At 65.3% G+C, this 16357-nt stretch carries 12 protein-coding genes; 10 read left to right on the top strand and 2 right to left on the bottom strand.

What is annotated here, in order from left to right:
• The first annotated feature begins 2 nt into the window (after positions 1 to 2).
• The 3 genes from H9X80_RS03545 to H9X80_RS03535 all read left to right on the top strand — a co-directional run bounded on the left by H9X80_RS03545 (position 3) and on the right by H9X80_RS03535 (position 3112).
• Entirely contained in the window at positions 3 to 989 is a 987-nt protein-coding gene (locus H9X80_RS03545; RefSeq protein WP_204792975.1) for a putative manganese transporter, read from the top strand.
• 65 nt (positions 990 to 1054) lie between these two features.
• Positions 1055 to 1840: a hypothetical protein gene (locus H9X80_RS03540; RefSeq protein WP_204792974.1), complete on the top strand. Its 786-nt coding sequence runs from the start codon at positions 1055 to 1057 to the stop codon at positions 1838 to 1840.
• A gap of 192 nt (positions 1841 to 2032) precedes the next feature.
• Positions 2033 to 3112, top strand: coding sequence for a glycosyltransferase family 2 protein (locus tag H9X80_RS03535; protein WP_204792973.1), 1080 nt, complete (start codon positions 2033 to 2035; stop codon positions 3110 to 3112).
• An 85-nt stretch (positions 3113 to 3197) separates the two neighbouring features.
• Here the strand turns inward: H9X80_RS03535 and H9X80_RS03530 are convergent, their stop codons facing one another.
• Entirely contained in the window at positions 3198 to 4319 is a 1122-nt protein-coding gene (locus H9X80_RS03530; protein WP_204792972.1) for a glycosyltransferase, read from the bottom strand.
• A 174-nt stretch (positions 4320 to 4493) separates the two neighbouring features.
• Here H9X80_RS03530 and H9X80_RS03525 point away from each other — a divergent pair, with 174 nt between their 5' ends.
• The 4 genes from H9X80_RS03525 (at position 4494) to H9X80_RS03510 (ending at position 8962) form a co-directional block, all read left to right on the top strand.
• Positions 4494 to 5486 carry a glycosyltransferase gene (locus H9X80_RS03525; RefSeq protein ID WP_204792971.1) on the top strand — a complete coding sequence of 331 codons (993 nt, stop codon included), beginning with the start codon at positions 4494 to 4496 and terminating at the stop codon, positions 5484 to 5486.
• A 333-nt stretch (positions 5487 to 5819) separates the two neighbouring features.
• Positions 5820 to 7154: a 4Fe-4S dicluster domain-containing protein gene (locus tag H9X80_RS03520; RefSeq protein ID WP_204792970.1), complete on the top strand. Its 1335-nt coding sequence runs from the start codon at positions 5820 to 5822 to the stop codon at positions 7152 to 7154.
• A 10-nt stretch (positions 7155 to 7164) separates the two neighbouring features.
• A complete protein-coding gene (gene ychF, locus H9X80_RS03515) occupies positions 7165 to 8241 on the top strand; it encodes a redox-regulated ATPase YchF (RefSeq protein ID WP_204792969.1) in 1077 nt (358 codons plus the stop codon).
• A 43-nt stretch (positions 8242 to 8284) separates the two neighbouring features.
• The gene (locus tag H9X80_RS03510; protein WP_204792968.1) at positions 8285 to 8962 is read left to right on the top strand and encodes a YdcF family protein; all 678 of its coding nucleotides are present in this window, start codon (positions 8285 to 8287) and stop codon (positions 8960 to 8962) included.
• Between the two features lie 433 nt (positions 8963 to 9395).
• Here H9X80_RS03510 and H9X80_RS03505 read toward each other — a convergent pair whose 3' ends face one another.
• A complete protein-coding gene (locus H9X80_RS03505) occupies positions 9396 to 10928 on the bottom strand; it encodes an LCP family protein (RefSeq protein ID WP_204792967.1) in 1533 nt (510 codons plus the stop codon).
• A gap of 242 nt (positions 10929 to 11170) precedes the next feature.
• Between H9X80_RS03505 and guaA the strand changes: the two genes are divergently transcribed.
• The 3 genes from guaA to H9X80_RS03490 all read left to right on the top strand — a co-directional run bounded on the left by guaA (position 11171) and on the right by H9X80_RS03490 (position 16237).
• Positions 11171 to 12772, top strand: coding sequence for a glutamine-hydrolyzing GMP synthase (guaA, locus tag H9X80_RS03500; protein WP_204792966.1), 1602 nt, complete (start codon positions 11171 to 11173; stop codon positions 12770 to 12772).
• 98 nt (positions 12773 to 12870) lie between these two features.
• Positions 12871 to 14172 (top strand): ATP-binding protein, encoded by a 1302-nt coding sequence (locus H9X80_RS03495; protein WP_204792965.1) that lies wholly within the window; start codon positions 12871 to 12873, stop codon positions 14170 to 14172.
• A gap of 52 nt (positions 14173 to 14224) precedes the next feature.
• A complete protein-coding gene (locus tag H9X80_RS03490; RefSeq protein ID WP_204792964.1) occupies positions 14225 to 16237 on the top strand; it encodes a hypothetical protein in 2013 nt (670 codons plus the stop codon).
• Positions 16238 to 16357 lie beyond the last annotated feature (120 nt).

Below are 16357 nucleotides of genomic sequence, written 5' to 3'. Positions count from 1 at the left end.
ACGTGGAGCTGCTTCTTCACGAGCTCGAGCACAGTCTCTTGGACACGCTCGAGCTGGTACCGCTGCTGTTCTTGACCTACCTGGCCATGGAGGCCATCGAGCACTCCGCCGGCGACCGCGTCCAGCGCGTCGTCGAGCGCTCCGGCAAGGCGGGCCCCGTCGTGGGCGCCCTGCTCGGCGCGCTCCCGCAGTGCGGCTTCTCTGCCATGGCGGCGACCCTCTACGCGGGCCGCGTGGTCACGGTGGGAACGCTCGTCGCCGTGATCCTTTCCACCTCCGACGAGATGGTGCCCGTGTTCCTGGCGCACCAGGCGCCGCTGGGGCGGATGCTCGCCATCATGGCGTTCAAGGTGGCCGTGGGCCTGGTGGTGGGCCTTGCCGTGGACGCCGTGCTGCGCGCCCGGCACCGTGCGGGCGACGGCCGCCCCCACATCAGCGAGCTCTGCGAGCGCGCCCACTGCGGCTGCGAGGACCACGACCACGACGAGCACGGCCATGACCACGACCACGGCGCCGTCGACGCCATCCACGGCGAGAAGGACCCCTCCTGCGGCTGCGCTCACGACCACGGTCACGCCCACGGCCATGGCCGCTGGGCCATCGTGCGCTCCGCGGCAATCCACACGGTGCAGGTGACGCTCTTCATCTTTGTGGTGACCCTCGTCTTTGGCCTGGTGATCGAGGGCGTGGGCCAGGACAGCCTCGGGGCCCTGCTGGCCGACCACCCCGTGCGGGCGACCTTCGTGGCCGCCCTCGTGGGACTGGTTCCCAACTGCGGCGCGAGCGTGGCCATCACGGAGCTCTACCTGGACGGCGTGCTCGCCACCGGCCCGATGGTGGCGGGACTGCTCGCCTCCGGCGGCATGGGCCTGCTCGTGCTGTGGCGCACCAACGCGGGCGCCCGCCTGAACCTCACGATCACCGCGTTCGTCTACGCCGTGGCCGTGGTGGCTGGCCTTGCGGTGGGTGCGTTGGGTATCCTGTTCTAAGACGGGGCGCCGCGGCCACAGACCGGCGCCCAGGCACGGCGAGAAGCCCGATCGGAGGGACTGCCATGGCAAGGAAGCGAGAGAGGTTCGATCGTACCGACGTCCCCAAGGTCGGGCCGTACACCAACGTCATCGGTGCCATCGTCTGCGTGGTGGTGCTCGTTGCGGTGGCCGTCGTCGTGGCGCTGGTGTGGAACCGGGTGAGCCTGGAGAGCCACCTGGGCGATAGGGGCCTTTCCGACGCGCTTGAGGGGCAGGCGTCGGCTGTCGTGCCGGACGGGGGCTACACGGCCTCGACCGACGACGTGGCGTGCACGCTGCTGCTCACCGCCGACTCCCTCGACGCCACGGGCGCCACGCTCACCTCCGCACAGATTCTCTCCGTCAACTCCACGCAGGGGACGGCGACCCTCGTCACCGTGCCCGTCGAGGTCTCCCTGACCGCGGGGGACGCCACCACCACCCTGGGCGAGCTCTTCTCCTCGCAGGGGTACGCCGCCTGCGTGGCGCCGCTGGCCTCCGCCGCCAATGTGAGCTTCTCGCACGTGATCGTGACCACCGGGGACGTCATCGACAGCGCCGCGTCGCTTGCCGGCACGGACCCGGGCAGCCTCGTGCGCTCGGCCTCCGACCTGCTCTCCCGCATGCGGACCGACCTCGACGCGGCGGGGCTCCTCTCGCTGGCCGAGACGCTCTCCGGCATCGGCGTCTCCAACCTCGCCACGGCCGACGCCCCGCTCGCGGCCGGCACCGCCACCGACGAGGCGGGCAACGTCGTGGAGACGGGCACCCAGGTGCTCGACAGCACGCAGCTCGACGTGGCCCTCGGTACGCTGGTTCCGGCGGCGTAGGCGGCGTCGAGGTCCTTCTCGCCGCGCGAGGCGTGCCGGCAGGACCTTGCGGCAGTTCCGTCCCGCCCGTACCAGCCCCGCCTGTGCTCATTTTGCCAAGGACTCTCAGCGTGCCCCCAGCTTGGCTGGGGCGTTGATACTCTTACAGGTGTGCTCTGGCGCGCGGTCCCTTGGGAGGGGAGGGTGCGGGAGTTGCCGCATTACACGTCTACATCACCGACGGTCTCGGTGCTCATGGTTGCCCATGATGCCGAGAGGTCCGTCCGCCGCGCGGTCGAGAGCCTCCAGAACCAAACCCTCACGCGCATCGAGCTCGTGGTCGTGGACGCCGGGTCGGAGGACTCCACGGCACGCCAGCTGGACGCCATCGCGGAGCGCGACCTGCGCGTGGTTGTGGTCCATGCGGACCGCTGCGGGCGCCAGAGGGGGCTCGACCTCGCCCTCGAGCGCTCCCACGGCGCGTGGCTCGCGGTGATGGACACCGACGGCTGGGCGCGTCCGACCATGCTCGCCGACCTTCTCGGACGTGCGGAGGAGCGCTCCGCGGACCTCGTGGTGGGGGGCTACTCCCTGGCCGTTTCCGAGGGCGACGGACGCCCGTCGGAGGTCACGGTCGAGGACGAGGGACGTGACTACCCCACGCAGCACGACTTCCGCTCGGACGCGTGGCGCCTCCTGGGCTCCGGGCAGCTGCTTCCCGCCAGCGCCAAGCTCTTCTCGAGGGAGAGGGCCGAGGCGTGCGGGGCACGCTTCGCGGCGGACGGGGAGGCCGAGGACGACCACTCCTTCGTGCTCTCCTATCTCCGTGAGACGGAGCGCGTGAGCGTGCTTCCCGGGACCTGCTACCACGTGTCACGCCGGCTGTCGGCAAGTCGCCCGGGCACGGAGCGGGCGTGGTATCGGCGTCTTGAGGCCGAGCACGCGGCGCTGCTGGAGCTCTACCGCCACTGGGGCCTCGAGGGCGACGCGGCGAGCATGGAGACCATCCAGGACCGCTACGTGGGCCAGCTCATTGACTGCATCGAGGACGTGTGCCGTGTCGGTGGCCCCGCCGACCTGGCACAGTGCCGCAAGATCGTGGAGGGGATGCTCGGGACCGACCAGGCGCGCGTCGCCGTGAGCGTTGCACACCCCAGCGGGAGCCACGCGCGGTCCCTCATGGCCCCCATCCGGGCGCGCAACACGGCCCTTGTCTGCGCGCAGGCGCGGCTGCTCTCCCTGTTCCGTCGCGGCCGGGTTGCCGAGTCGACGGTCCCCGACGCCTTCATCTAGCACCCTCTTACGCGGGCGAGAAGAACCTGCGGGCTGCCGTGCCGCCTCGCCGCGCCCGGCCCTCCCGCCCCTGGCCCCGACCCGTCTAGCCGAGGCGGTTGCCCTCGCGACGGCTGCGCGCCGTCCTGAGCGCAAACCCCAGGCCGTTCTCCCGCACGCGGTAGAGGGCCTCGCCCGCGAGGTGCGCGAGGTAGCCCAGCCTGCCGCCGCGCGGCGCGGGCAGGCCGCGGGCCTCGGCGAAGAGCCGCTTGCCGGAGGGGCTGATCGTGGGGTCGGCGAGCACGGCCTTGGCGTCGAGGCGCCCCATCGAGCTCGTCACGAGCTCGCGCACGCCCGGGGCGTCGAGCCCGGCCCCCTGGACGGTGATGAGGGCGTAGTTGACCCCGCGCAGGGCGAGCGCGGAGAGGACGCGCGGGTCCTTCTCGCCGGCGCGCTCCGCGGCGTCCATCATGTCGTTCCAGCGCTCGAGCGGGGTGAGCGGGGAGCGGCCCGCGAAGGACTCGGCCTCGTTGAGGTCACGCTCGCGGTAGTCGTAGACGCGCGCGTCGGTGTAGGCGATGCGGTCCGTGTGGCAGAGCGTCTCTGCCAGGAAGGGGTTGTCGGCCCAGCCGGCGCCCGGCACCTCCACAAAGCGGATGCGCTGCTCGAGGAGGTAGCCGCGCCGGTACATGCCCGCCCAGATGGCGGGGTGGTGGCGCAGGAGCTCGACGCCCTCGCCCACGGCGAAGGGCTGGCGGCGCGGCCGGACGCGCCCGTGGTACGGGCAGCTCACGCGGAGCTCGCCCGCGCCGTTCTCGCCGGGGAAGACGCGCCAGTACGCGGCCTTCACCACGTCGACGTTCTTCTCGCCGCCGTAGCGCGCCGCGCAGGCAAGGAGCTCCTCGTAGCAGGTGGGCTCGAGCGTGTCGTCCGGCTCGACTATGGCCACCCACGCCCCGCGGGAGACGTCGATGCCGCGGTTGCAGGAGGCACCGTAGCCCTCGTTGGGCTTGTCCACGATGACGATGCGGGGGTCGCGTGCCGCGTGGGCGCGCATGATCTGGGCCGAGCCGTCCGTTGAGCCGTCGTTGACGCAGACGATCTCAAGGTCGCGGTGGGTCTGCCCCTCGATGCTGTCGAGGCACTCGTCGAGGGTCCCCTCGGCGTTGTAGACCGGGATGACCACCGATACCAGCTGCTTCTGGGCGTCTGTAATGGAAGTGCTCATGTGCTCCCCTGGGGTCGGGCTCCGAGCGGGCTACCCTATAATAGGGCGTCGAGCCAGAGCGGGGCGGCCGGGGGCGCGACGCGCCCGCCTGCCGACCCGTGGGCGGCGAGCGGGCCCGACGGTCTGCCGGGGGCTGGCCGCCAGCCAGAACGTTCGGAGCAGAGAGGGGTGGGGATGAGACGTCCCGCGATCGTCATCGTGACGTACAAGCGTCAGGAGCTGCTGCGGCGGGCGCTTGACTCCATCCTGGGGCTCACGCGCGAGCCGTGGCGCGTGGTGGTGGTGGACAACGAGAACTCCGCCGAGACCGCGCAGATCGTGGGCGACTTCGGCGCCCGCGCCGACGCCCAGTGGGGCCCCACCGCGGATGACCCCGACGCCGAGGGCGGCCTCTCTCACGTGGTCTACGACCCGATGGAGGAGAACACCGGCGGCTCCGGCGGGTTCTCCGAGGGCGTGCGCCGCGCCTTCGATCTTGGCGCCGAGTGGTTCTGGGTGATGGACGACGACGTGGTGGTGGAGCCCGGGGGCCTCGACGTGCTGGCGCGCTGGTCCCGCGAGGCCGAGGCCATCATGGGCCAGCGGCACGACTTCGACGGCGGTCACTTCTTCTGGCAGCACCGCTTCTCCACTGTGCTGGGGATCTACAACCCGTTCTCGCGCGACGCCTGGCGCGAGGGGGAGCGCTACAAGCTCTGCAACGTGCTGTGCTTCGAGGGGTCGTGCTTCTCGCGCCGGGTGGTCGAGAAGATCGGCCTGCCCGACCCGCGCTTCTTCATCTACCTGGACGATGCGCTCTACGGATACCTGGCGAGCAAGGTCACGCCCGTCTACTACGTGCCCGACTACGTGCTCAGCCGCAGCCGCGAGGTCAAGAACCAGGGGATCGGCACGGTGCGCCAGCTCAACTCCACCTCGGACATGACGCGCTACTACATCACGCGCAACCGCGGCTACCTGGCGCGCTACTTCCAGCTCCATGGGGACTACAACCCGATAGGCTTTGCGGCGGGCACGCTGCTCACCTTTGGCAAGGAGCTCGCGCGGATCGTCCTGGTGGACCGCGGCAGCCTCGTCAGCGGTACCAGGCGGCTGTTTGCCGGGTGGCGCGCGCAGCGCCGCATCCAGCACGACCCCACCTGGGAGCCGATGCCCCCGCTGGGGTAGGCGGGCCCGGGGCGCGAGGTTCTTCTCGCCGGGGCGGGGCCGTCCGGCGGACGCGCCTCCCCATGCCGTTCACCGAGTCTTTGGGGCCGTCCCGCTTGAGTGGGCCGTCATGGTTATTGGCCTCTTCTAAGGGCAATAAATCAGTTAAGTTTCAAAGAAACCGCAGGTCGCAGACAGCCGTCGTGCAGTCGTCGGTCAATCATCTACCCGAGTCGGGGTAGATAACGGCGCAACGGGAAAGCCGCGGGCGAGAAGAACCTCCCGCTGCGGCCCGGGGCGGCGGCAAGGCGTACAATGAAGCATCGGTGACGATGACGAGAGGACGGTTTGCCCGTGGCCGAGAAGAGGGACCTGCTCGATGAGCTGATCGACCTGCAGAGCGACTGGCGCTCCCTCAAGGAGCTGCCCAACTCCATGGTCAGCTCGCTCGTCGACGAGAACGGCGAGCGCAAGGTCTTCAACCCCGCGGACTACAAGGAGAAGCCCTTCGCCAACTCCAGCCGCTGCCTGCGCGTGGCGTCCGGCCGTGACGACGTGTGCTCGCGCTGCCTGGAGGTGTGCCCCACGCACGCGATCACCATCCACAACAAGTCGGTGACGCTGAGCGAGGACTGCCGCAAGTGCGGCCTGTGCTGCGCGGTGTGCCCCACGGAGACGTTTGCCACGCGCCGTCACTCGCCGCGCCAGGTCTACGACCAGATCGCCCGTGCCGCCTCGTCCTACGAGCAGTGCTACGTCACCTGCACGCGCGCGCTCAAGCGCCTGCCGCAGGGCAACGAGATCGTACTGGGCTGCGTGGGCTCCATCTCCACCGAGATGTGGTTCTCGCTGCTCGCCGACTATGACAACATCAACGTCTACCTGCCCGTGGGCATCTGTGACCGCTGCCGCACCACCACCGGCGAGCAGACCTACGTGGACGCCATCGGCACCGCCGAGGAGTGGGCTGACGCGGCGCTGGGCCTGGAGGTCGAGCAGTCCGCGATGACACACGAGCTCACGCGCGCCTACAAGCGCAGCCAGTTCGTGAGCGGGGCCATCCACTCCGCCGAGCGCCTGGTCTCGCGTGGCACGCCGGCCCTCGCGGGCGCCAAGGCGGTGGCCAAGAAGCTCTCCGACCACACCCAGCGCCTGAACCGGCTGCAGAAGGAGCTCGAGAACGCCGTGGGCGCCAAGACCTCCGGCAGCCGCCTGCGCACGCTCACGCAGGGCCGCAAGCTCATGATGGGCGCGCTGCAGCACAACGAGGACCTCGCCGCGCTGGTGAAGCTCGAGGTGCCGGTGTGGGACTCCGCGCTCTGCACGGCGTGCGGCGACTGCGCCAAGACGTGCTCCACCCACGCGCTGGACCTGGACAAGGCCGGCAACGTCACGGTGCAGAGCGCCTACTGCGTGAGCTGTGCCGCGTGCGTGAAGGTGTGCCCGGAGGGCGCGCTGGCCATGGAGCCGATGGACGTGAGCGAGCTCGTGATCCCGGACAAGGTGGCCGAGGAGGTCGCGCGCAAGAAGGCCGAGGCCAAGGAGCAGGCAAGCAAGTACCTCGAGCAGGGCAAGAAGCAGCTGAACCGCGCGGCGGACGCGCTGGAGCGGCTTGCGGACGACGACGCGCCGGCATCCGGGGCCGCGTTGTCCCGCCCCGGCGAGAAGAGCGCCAAGCAAGGCAAGTAAGGAGAAGAACGTGTCCCTTTCCATCGGAATCGTGGGCCTGCCCAACGTGGGCAAGTCGACCCTGTTCACCGCGCTCACCAAGAAGGGCGGGCTGGCGGCCAACTACCCCTTCGCCACGATCGACCCCAACGTGGGCATCGTGGACGTGCCGGACGAGCGGCTCGGCAAGCTCGCCGAGATCGTGCACCCGGGGCGGATCGTGCCGGCCACGGTGGAGTTCGTCGACATCGCCGGCCTGGTCAAGGGCGCCAACGAGGGGGAGGGCCTGGGCAACCAGTTCCTGGCCAACATCCGCGAGACCGACGCCATCTGCGAGGTGGTGCGCTACTTCACCGACCCCAACGTCATGCGCGAGGTCGGGCGCGTGGGCGAGTTCGTGGACCCGGCGGCCGACGCCGACACGATCATGACCGAGCTCATCCTGGCTGACATCCAGTCCCTTGAGAAGCAGCTCCCCAAGCTGGAGAAGGACGCCAAGCGCGAGAAGGACCTCGCGGTGAAGGCCGACGTGGCGCGCCGCCTGCTCGACTGGCTGAACGACGGCAGGCGCGCCGCCACGATGGAGATGAGCGACGACGAGCGCGCGGCCGCCAAGGGGCTCTTCCTGCTCACGATGAAGCCGATCCTCTACGTGGCCAACGTGGACGAGGACCAGCTGGGCCAGGAGCTCGCGCCCATCGACGGCGTGACGCCGATCCCCATCTGCGCCAAGGTGGAGGCCGAGCTCTCCGAGCTGGAGCCCGACGAGGCGGCCGAGTACCTGGTCGACCTGGGCCTCGAGCGCAGCGGCCTCGAGACGCTGGCGCAGGCGGCCTACCACCTGCTGGGCCTCCAGAGCTACTTCACGGCCGGCGAGATGGAGGTCAAGGCCTGGACCGTGCGGATTGGCGCCAAGGCCCCCGAGGCGGCGGGCGTGATCCACTCGGACTTCGAGCGTGGCTTCATCAAGGCCGAGGTGGCGAGCTACGAGGACTACGTCGAGCTCGGCGGCGAGGCGGGGTGCCGCGCCGCGGGCAAGCTGCGCATCGAGGGCAAGGACTACGTCGTCCAGGACGGCGACGTGATGCACTTCCGGTTCAACGTGTAGGGCGAGCGGCCGGGTGCCGGCGCCGAGGTGGTGGTGAGGGGCTATGTCCGATAACCGTCTTGACGAGAGCACACTGGCTGCGGCGAGGACGCTCTTTGACTACGAGCGCGTTGACGATCCCCTTGAGCGCAGGGACGTTGCCATCGGGTTTGGCAACCACAGCGAGTACGTGGCGCGTCGGGCTGCGGAGCTCTACCTTGAGGGGCTGGTCGACAAGGTCCTGTTTACGGGAGGGCTCGGCCGCATCACCAGGAAGATATGGAACGTCCCCGAGGCCGAGCGGTTTGCCCGCGTGGCGGAGCGGATGGGCGTCCGCGAGAAGGACATCCTGCTGGACACCACCTCAACCAACACGGGGGAGAACATCTCTCACTCGCGGCGGCTGCTTGCCGAGGCCGGCATGGGGGACGCGCGCGCCATCGTGGTCGAGATTCCGTTTAGGGGGAGAAGGACGCGCTCGGCGCTCGAGGCGCAGTGGCCCGAGCTCGACTTCATCATGGCGTCGCCGACGCTCGACTTTGAGGAGTTTCTCGACGTCTACACAAATGAGGGGCCAATCTCCGTCAAGGAGTTTGTGTCCGTGCTCGTGGGGGACGTCCAGAGAATCGTCGAGTACGGTCGGCGCGGCTGGCAGACCCCGCAGGACGTTCCCGCGGACGTGACGGCTGCCTACGAGCTTCTCGTGGCGCGCGGGTTCACTTCGCAGCTGCTGAGGGATTGAGCGCCACCGCGTGGGGCGTTTGGGCGCTGCGGCGGGGTTTCCTGCGGCTTTGCGCGGCGTGCCCGCGTGTTGCGGGCGAGGGTGCTTACGAAAACGCGGCTGACGTACCGTTTGGGGTGGCGGGTGCTTTCAAAATCGCGACTGACGTAGCGCGGCGAGAAGTACCCTGCCCGTGATTTCCTAAGCGCTCGACGGCTCCTTTGCTGCATCAGTCGCGATTCTCTAAGCAGCTGGTAGCCCTTTTGCTGCATCGACAGCAATTCTGTAAGCGGCGGACGGCTCCCAACGACAAGTCACGATTCCCCAAGCTCCCGAACGCCGCATGCCGGCTTGCGTCTGTCTCTAGTGACGACGACGCCCCGCACGCCATACGGCGTGCGGGGCGCAGGTTCTTCTCGCCGTGTCGCGGGGCTGCGCTGCAGGCCGGCGACCCCTATGCCTGGTCGGCGCCAAGCACGACGATGACGTCGTAACGGGTGGAGTAGCCCTCTGTGTTCTCGGCGACGTTGTCGGCGCTGATGCCGAGGGTCTGGGCCACGCCAAGCGCGGCGCTGCGGTTGTCCGCGTTGTAGTAGACCATGCTCGTGGTGTGGTTGGACGAGCTGGCGGTGTCCGCATAGGGCGAGAAGCCCGCGGACTCCAGCTCGGTGGACTTGGACATGGCCAGGCCGTCCACGCCCGCGCCGTTGAGCACGAGGACCGAGCCGCTGAACGTTGCCCGCCCTCCGGAGGAGGCGCCTGCGCCGTCATCGGAGATCGTGGTGCCGTCGCCGATGGCGATCGCCGCGTCCGAGGTGAAGTCCTGGCTAGCGTCGGAGTAGGGGGACTCGCCGGCGTCCACGCGCCGCATCATCTCCTGCCAGGCGGCCTCGTCGGGCAGCTCGTACCAGATGTTGTTCACGTACTCGGAGATCGTCGGGCACTGGCCGGAGTAGAAGTCATGGTCGACGTCGAGGTTCCTGAACTGCATGGCCAGGCCGACGATGTCGGTGACGCCCATCGTGGTGGTGACGCTGTCGGCAAGCTGCGAGACCGTGGTGGCCATGGTCATCGGGTCCTGCTGCAGAATCTTCCTGACGATGGCGGCGATGACGGCGCGCTGGTTGGCGGCACGGTAGAAGTCACCTCCGCCGTACTCGTCGTAGGCGTGGCGCGTGCGAACGAGGGCGAGTGCGGTGGCGCCGTCAAGCTGGTGGGTTCCGGCGGTGAGGTTGATGCCGGCATAGGTCTCGTCCACCACGTCAACCGGTAGCGTGACCTCGATGCCGCCGATGGTGTCCACGATGGAGGTGAACTGCTCAAAGTCAATCTCCGCGTAGGCGGAGATGTCGACGCCCGCAAAGTCCGAGACCACGTCGACCATGTAGGCGGCACCGCCATAGGAGTAGGCCGCATTGATTTTGTCCTCGCCGTGTTCGCCCATGTCAACGAGGGTGTCGCGTGGGATGGAGACGAGCGTCACCCGCTGGGCGGGCGCGTCGACGCGGGCAAGGATGATGGTGTCTGCGCGGAAGTTGGCCGTGGAGTCGCCCCACTCCTCGGCGCGGCCCTCGCTCTTGTCGACGCCAAGCAGCAGCATGTAGAACGGCTGCTGGGGCTCAACGGCAACGAGCTGCTGGCGGAGCTCGTCAGAGACGCCCTCGTTCAGGCTGCTGTTGATGCGGGAGATGTAGAGCGCCGCGGCGGTGCCCACGCCCACGAGCACGACGAGAAAGGCCACGAGCACGCCGCGCAGAACGCGGCCGCGGCCGTTCTTCTTGCGTCGCGCAGCGTAGGCGCCCGACCCGTCTGCCCTCGAGGCGACGTGACGCGAGGAGGCGCCCGGGCGGCGAGAAGTACGGGGCTGCTCGGCGTCTATGCGCACGTGAGACGGGGCGACCCCCGAGTAGCCGCTTCCGTAGTGGCTCTGCGAGCGGCGAACCTGCTCGGCATGGGTCATGCGCCTATGGGGCTTTCTGTCAGCCACGAGCTCCCCTTCTGATTGTCTGCTTGGTCGTGGCGAGGCGCGGCGGCCCCGTTCTGCTTGTCGTCTTAGTTGCAGAATAATACGTAAAGGAGGTGTAGGGCGCATGAAGGAGCGCCAAAACGCACCCCGTCTTAGGAAAATGTAATAATGGAGCAAAACCTGTTGCCCGCGCGAGCTCGCCCCGTCCGCAGGGAGGGGCACCGCCTGCGTGGCTAGCGACCAACTTCGAAACCGGAGGACACATGAGCGATTCGAGCGCCAAGCCGAGCCCCAAGCAGTTCGTTGCCGTCCTGGACTTTGGTGCCCAGTACGGGCAGCTGATCGCGCGCCGCGTGCGTGACCTGCACGTCTACTCGGAGATCGTCCCGTGCGACATCCCCGCTGACGAGCTCGCCGCGATGGGACCCTCCGCGCTCATCCTCTCCGGCGGCCCGGCGAGCGTCTACGCCGAGGACGCGCCCAAGATCGACCCGGGCGTGCTCGAGCTGGGCGTGCCGGTGCTCGGCTTCTGCTACGGCCACCAGATCATGGCCGTGACGCTGGGCGGCGAGGTGGCTCACTCCGAGGTGGGCGAGTACGGCCCCGCCACGATCGCCCGCTCCGGCGAGTCCGCGCTCTTCGGTGAGACCCCGGCCGAACAGACCGTCTGGATGAGCCACCGCGACGCGGTGAGCCGCGCGCCCGAGGGGTTTGTCGTCACGTCGAGCACCGGGGTGTGCCCCGTTGCCTCCATGGAGTGTCCTTCTCGCCGGCTCTACTCCACGCAGTTCCACCCGGAGGTGCGCCACACCGAGTGCGGCCGTCAGCTGCTCGAGAACTTCCTCTTTGGCATCTGCGGGCTCGAGCCCAACTGGACCATGGACAACATCATCGACGAGAAGGTCGCGGAGATTCGCGCGCAGGTGGGTGACAAGAAGGTCATCCTGGCCCTCTCCGGCGGCGTCGACTCGTCCGTGGTGGCGGCCCTGGTGCACCGCGCGGTGGGCGACCAGCTCACGTGCGTCTTCGTGAACCACGGGATGCTGCGCAAGGGCGAGCCGGAGATGGTCGAGGAGGTCTTCCGTGACCAGTTCCAGGTGCCGCTCGTGCACGTGCACGCCGAGGAGCGCTACGCCAGGCTGCTTGCCGGCGTGACCGACCCCGAGCAGAAGCGCCGGCTCATCGGCACCGAGTTCTGGAAGGTCTTCTTTGACGAGGCCCAGAAGATCGGCGACGTGGAGCTCCTGGCACAGGGCACCATCTATCCCGACATCATCGAGTCCGGGGCGAGAAAGACCGGCGGCAAGGCAGCCACCATCAAGAGCCACCACAACCTGATCCCCTTCCCCGAGGGCGTGCACTTTGACCTGATCGAACCGCTCGACCACTTCTTCAAGGACGAGGTGCGCGAGCTGGGCGTGGCGCTGGGCCTGCCGGACAAGATGGTCTACCGCCAGCCGTTCCCGGGCCCGGGCCTGGCCATCCGCATCATCGGCGAGGTGACCGGCGAGAAGCTCGCGATCCTCAAGGAGGCTGACGCCATCGTGCGCGAGGAGCTCGACGCCTACAACGAGCACCTCTTTGAGGAGACCGGTGAGCGCAACAGCGAGCACAGCTGCTGGCAGTACTTTGCCGTGCTGCCGGATATCCGCTCGGTGGGCGTGATGGGCGACGAGCGCACCTACGCGCGTCCGGTGATCGTGCGCGCCGTTGAGTCGAGCGACGCGATGACTGCGGACTGGGCGAAGCTGCCGTACGACGTGATCGGAAAGATCTCGAGCCGCATTGTGGCGGAGGTCGAGGGCGTCAACCGCGTGGTGTACGACGTCACGCCGAAGCCGCCCGCCACGATAGAGTGGGAATAAATTCCACCTGATTTTCTCCAAAACTTGCTTTATTACGGCCTTATTTTCGCCATTCTGTGCGAAAATAAGGCCGTATCTATTTTAGGAGAGGAGCTTGCATGGAACGATTCCTCATGGATGGGCTTGTTGCCTGGAAAAACGGGCCCCGCCGCAAGCCGCTCATCCTCAACGGTGCGCGCCAGGTGGGCAAGACGTGGCTGCTCAAGGAGTTTGGCAGGACGCAGTTCGAGAACGTCGCGTACGTGAACCTCGACGACAACCCAAGGATGCGCGAGCAGTTCGAGCTGGGCTACGACATCCCGCGCATCGTCTCGGCCATCCAGTTCGAGACGGGGGAGGTCGTGTCCGAGGGCGGCACCCTCATCGTCCTCGACGAGATCCAGGCGTGCCCGAAGGCGCTCACCTCCCTCAAGTACTTCTGCGAGGACGCGCCCGGGTACGTGGTGGCTGCGGCCGGCTCGCTTCTGGGCATCACCGTGCACGAGGGAAGCGGGTACCCCGTTGGGAAGGTGAACACGCTCGATCTCCATCCCCTGAGCTTTCGGGAGTTTCTTGTCGCAACGGGGAACCGGACGCTCTGCGACCTCATCGACACGGGAGACACGAGCCTCATCAACGGCTTCTCAAGCAAGTTCGTTCCGCCCCTTCGTCAGTACTACTACGTCGGGGGGATGCCGGAGGCGGTGAGCGCCTTTCTTGAGCGAGGTCTCTTGGAGGATGCGCGCGAGGTGCAGCTCGATATTCTGCGCGGCTACGAGCGCGACATCTCGAAGCACCTCGGCAGGGTCGAGACTGAGTACGCGCTCGCCGCGTGGCGTTCGATCCCGTCCCATCTTGGGAGGGAGAACAAGAAGTTCGTGTTCAGCCACATCGTGCAAGGCGCGCGGGCGCGGAACTACCGGGCGGGGATCACGTGGCTCACGCAGGCTGGCATCACGACCCTCGTCCGCAGGATCTCGAAGCCCGGTATCCCCCTGGCTCCCTACGCCGACGACGCGGCGTTCAAGCTCTTTCTGGTGGACGTCGGCCTGCTGGGCGCGATGGCGGGGTTGGACAAGGAGACGGTCATCGGGGGCAGCGAGATCTTCGAGGAGTTCAAGGGCTCCCTCACCGAGCAGTACGTTTGCCAGCAGCTCGTTTCCGACTGCGGGCTCATGCCGTACTACTGGTCGGCCGAGAACTCATCGGGTGAGGTCGACTTCCTGGCGCAGGGGCCGAACAGCGTCTACGCCATCGAGGTGAAGGCGGAGGAGAACCTGCGCGCCAAGAGCCTCAGGGCGTTCAAGGAGTCCCACCCGAAGATCAAGTCCGTCCGTTTCAGTCTGTCGGGCTATCGCGAGCAGGACTGGATGAGGAACGTTCCGCTGTACGCGATGTCGAACATGGGATTGTGGGGGTAGCCAGTCGCTCACTTTGGGGTTCTTGCTGCAGACAGCAGAGAGAGGTGATTGTATGCGTGATTTCGATGAAAAGAGGGTTGTTTATTACGGGCGCAATGATTATGCGGCGGGTGTCCATAGAGATAGATGCCTGTCTGTGCTAGCAAGTGCGGAAATCGTCGACCTCACTTCGATAAACGAAGCTATTGAGGCCCATCAAATAAAGCTGACGGTCGAGGGCATCCCCGAGTTATTTCTAGGCCAATCAATCGAGGATCATCCGAGACGAGCGACAATCCTTTTTTCCAAAGCATGCAGGCTTGTGTCTTCTGAGCTGGAGAATAAGAGCATTGGGGAAGTCTACGATCAAGTTGAGCTCCAGTACGGGAAGGAATTCTGGGAGCTTATGGAAGCATGCGGAGCATGGCAGAAGATGAAATCGCCCGACTTTGAGAAGTTGTTGATGGATCATCCGGAATGCCTTGGTATGGTCTTGCAATACAAGAAACCGGTTGAGTGCTTTGCGGACGAGATTAAACGCGCCCTGATCAACAATCCGAGATATTCTGCCGAGCTCATCGTAGGCCGTCTTGCTGCTGAGGAGACAAGTGAGAAGGCTCTCAACTTGCCGCAAAACTTGGGAAATTCGGAAATAGACGGCATCATGCTTAGTTACATCAATAGTGAAACCGCAAATCCGAATTACGTGTCTGCTTTGCGAAATTGGCCGTCAGGTAAGGCGGCTCGGTACAATCCGTCTCCGGAGGTTCGCGTAAAAGCTAAGCGGCAATACGATAAATCTATGGATGATTTGTTCCGGAATGGGACCGGGCTTAGGTACGGCACGGGCGTAGTAATCGATATGAGGCAAAACGCCTGTAAGGGAGTGACGAGAGAAGGTTTTAGCCTAACGCATTCTTTCAGCGGACGCTGGCTGAAAAAGTATATGGATCCCGCAACCGTGATGAACAATCTGATTTATGTATTTGATTTTGTTGATTCGCATGGTCTCATGCAGGCGCCTGCGCGGAAGCATGAGGAGCATGGAATTATGGCGACCTTGGGTATGCACGTAAAAGGGGAGTATCGTGAAACAACTGGATTTCAGATGCGCAGCGGCCTAACGCATCTCGAAACCATGGCGTATGCGAATTTCCTTGAGACAAACGGGGGTCGCCTGGAATCGGCAATCGAATGGGTTTACAACCAATATTTCGCGGAGGAATTCGACATAACCGGTTTTTCGCTTGCCCTGCCTTCGGAAAAGGCAACGTGGCTGGACAAATGCAAGGCGATTGGGCCCGAGATTGAGCGAGCTGTAAAGGCATATTCCCTCTATTCAAAATATGGCGTGATAGATGATGAGTATTTTCCCCATGAGAGCATGAGGTCCTTTTCATCTCTCACGGCTTTGGACGGCAAGAAGTACGCCATTGCAGGATCAAGTTTTGAGCGATTTGGCAGCCTCTTGTTTTCAGATCAGTGCATGCTCTCGTATTTACATGCAGAAAAGATAAGTGAATCGAGTTTTTACGAGATGATGGTGAACCACCATGTGACGCGAGGCGATTACCCAGAGTATTTACAACCGAACCTGAATGAACTCATAAAAAACGAGTTTGTAATTGAACACGATGAAAATGGGAGGTTGGAGCCAACGGATTATGCCGTTTGCCTCAAAATCATATGGGAGCACGATGCGTTGCCCCTGTTTCGACTTGGAAAAAGGGATCTAGAAATTGTCGAGTCATTGGCAAGTCGGCATACTATCAGCTACTGCGATAAACTGTTTGCGCCATTTGAGTCCGACTATCTTGACTACATGTTCAACGATGCGTCTTTTTCGAATTCTGCTGGTCTTCGTAATCGATACGATCATGCCAATTCATCTATTGATGATCCTCAAGCAGATGACATTCGAGCAGACTATTTCAAGCTTCTGTCGTTGCTTATAGCTATTACCCTGAAAATCAACGAAGAATTGATGAGGAAGAGTGGGCTTGGAGGCTTGGATTCATTCGTTGATTGGCCATACTACGATGAAAGCGTGTTTCGCCTGGCGAGAGAGCTTGGGTTGGCGAAGTAGGGAGAGACAGTCGAAGGCAACCTATAGATGGAGGGGGAGATGATTGTATAGGGTCCGTAACGAATCCTTCCGCGGCCATCATTTTGTCGTTTGAGCCTAGGGTTATTTTCGGCTTGAGTT

Source organism: Olsenella profusa (assembly GCF_016900315.1).
GTDB classification, from domain to species: domain Bacteria; phylum Actinomycetota; class Coriobacteriia; order Coriobacteriales; family Atopobiaceae; genus Thermophilibacter; species Thermophilibacter profusus_A.
The sequence above is the reverse complement of the archived record's forward strand: the minus strand, read 5'-3'. Positions and strand labels throughout refer to the sequence as shown.

Coding starts and splice junctions, on each gene's coding strand:
- H9X80_RS03495 (WP_204792965.1), top strand. CDS start 12,871: ATGGAACGATTCCTCATGGATGGGCTTGTTGCCTGGAAAAACGGGCCC.
- guaA (WP_204792966.1), top strand. CDS start 11,171: ATGAGCGATTCGAGCGCCAAGCCGAGCCCCAAGCAGTTCGTTGCCGTC.
- H9X80_RS03490 (WP_204792964.1), top strand. CDS start 14,225: ATGCGTGATTTCGATGAAAAGAGGGTTGTTTATTACGGGCGCAATGAT.
- H9X80_RS03530 (WP_204792972.1), bottom strand. CDS start 4,319: ATGAGCACTTCCATTACAGACGCCCAGAAGCAGCTGGTATCGGTGGTC.
- H9X80_RS03540 (WP_204792974.1), top strand. CDS start 1,055: ATGGCAAGGAAGCGAGAGAGGTTCGATCGTACCGACGTCCCCAAGGTC.
- H9X80_RS03510 (WP_204792968.1), top strand. CDS start 8,285: ATGTCCGATAACCGTCTTGACGAGAGCACACTGGCTGCGGCGAGGACG.
- H9X80_RS03525 (WP_204792971.1), top strand. CDS start 4,494: ATGAGACGTCCCGCGATCGTCATCGTGACGTACAAGCGTCAGGAGCTG.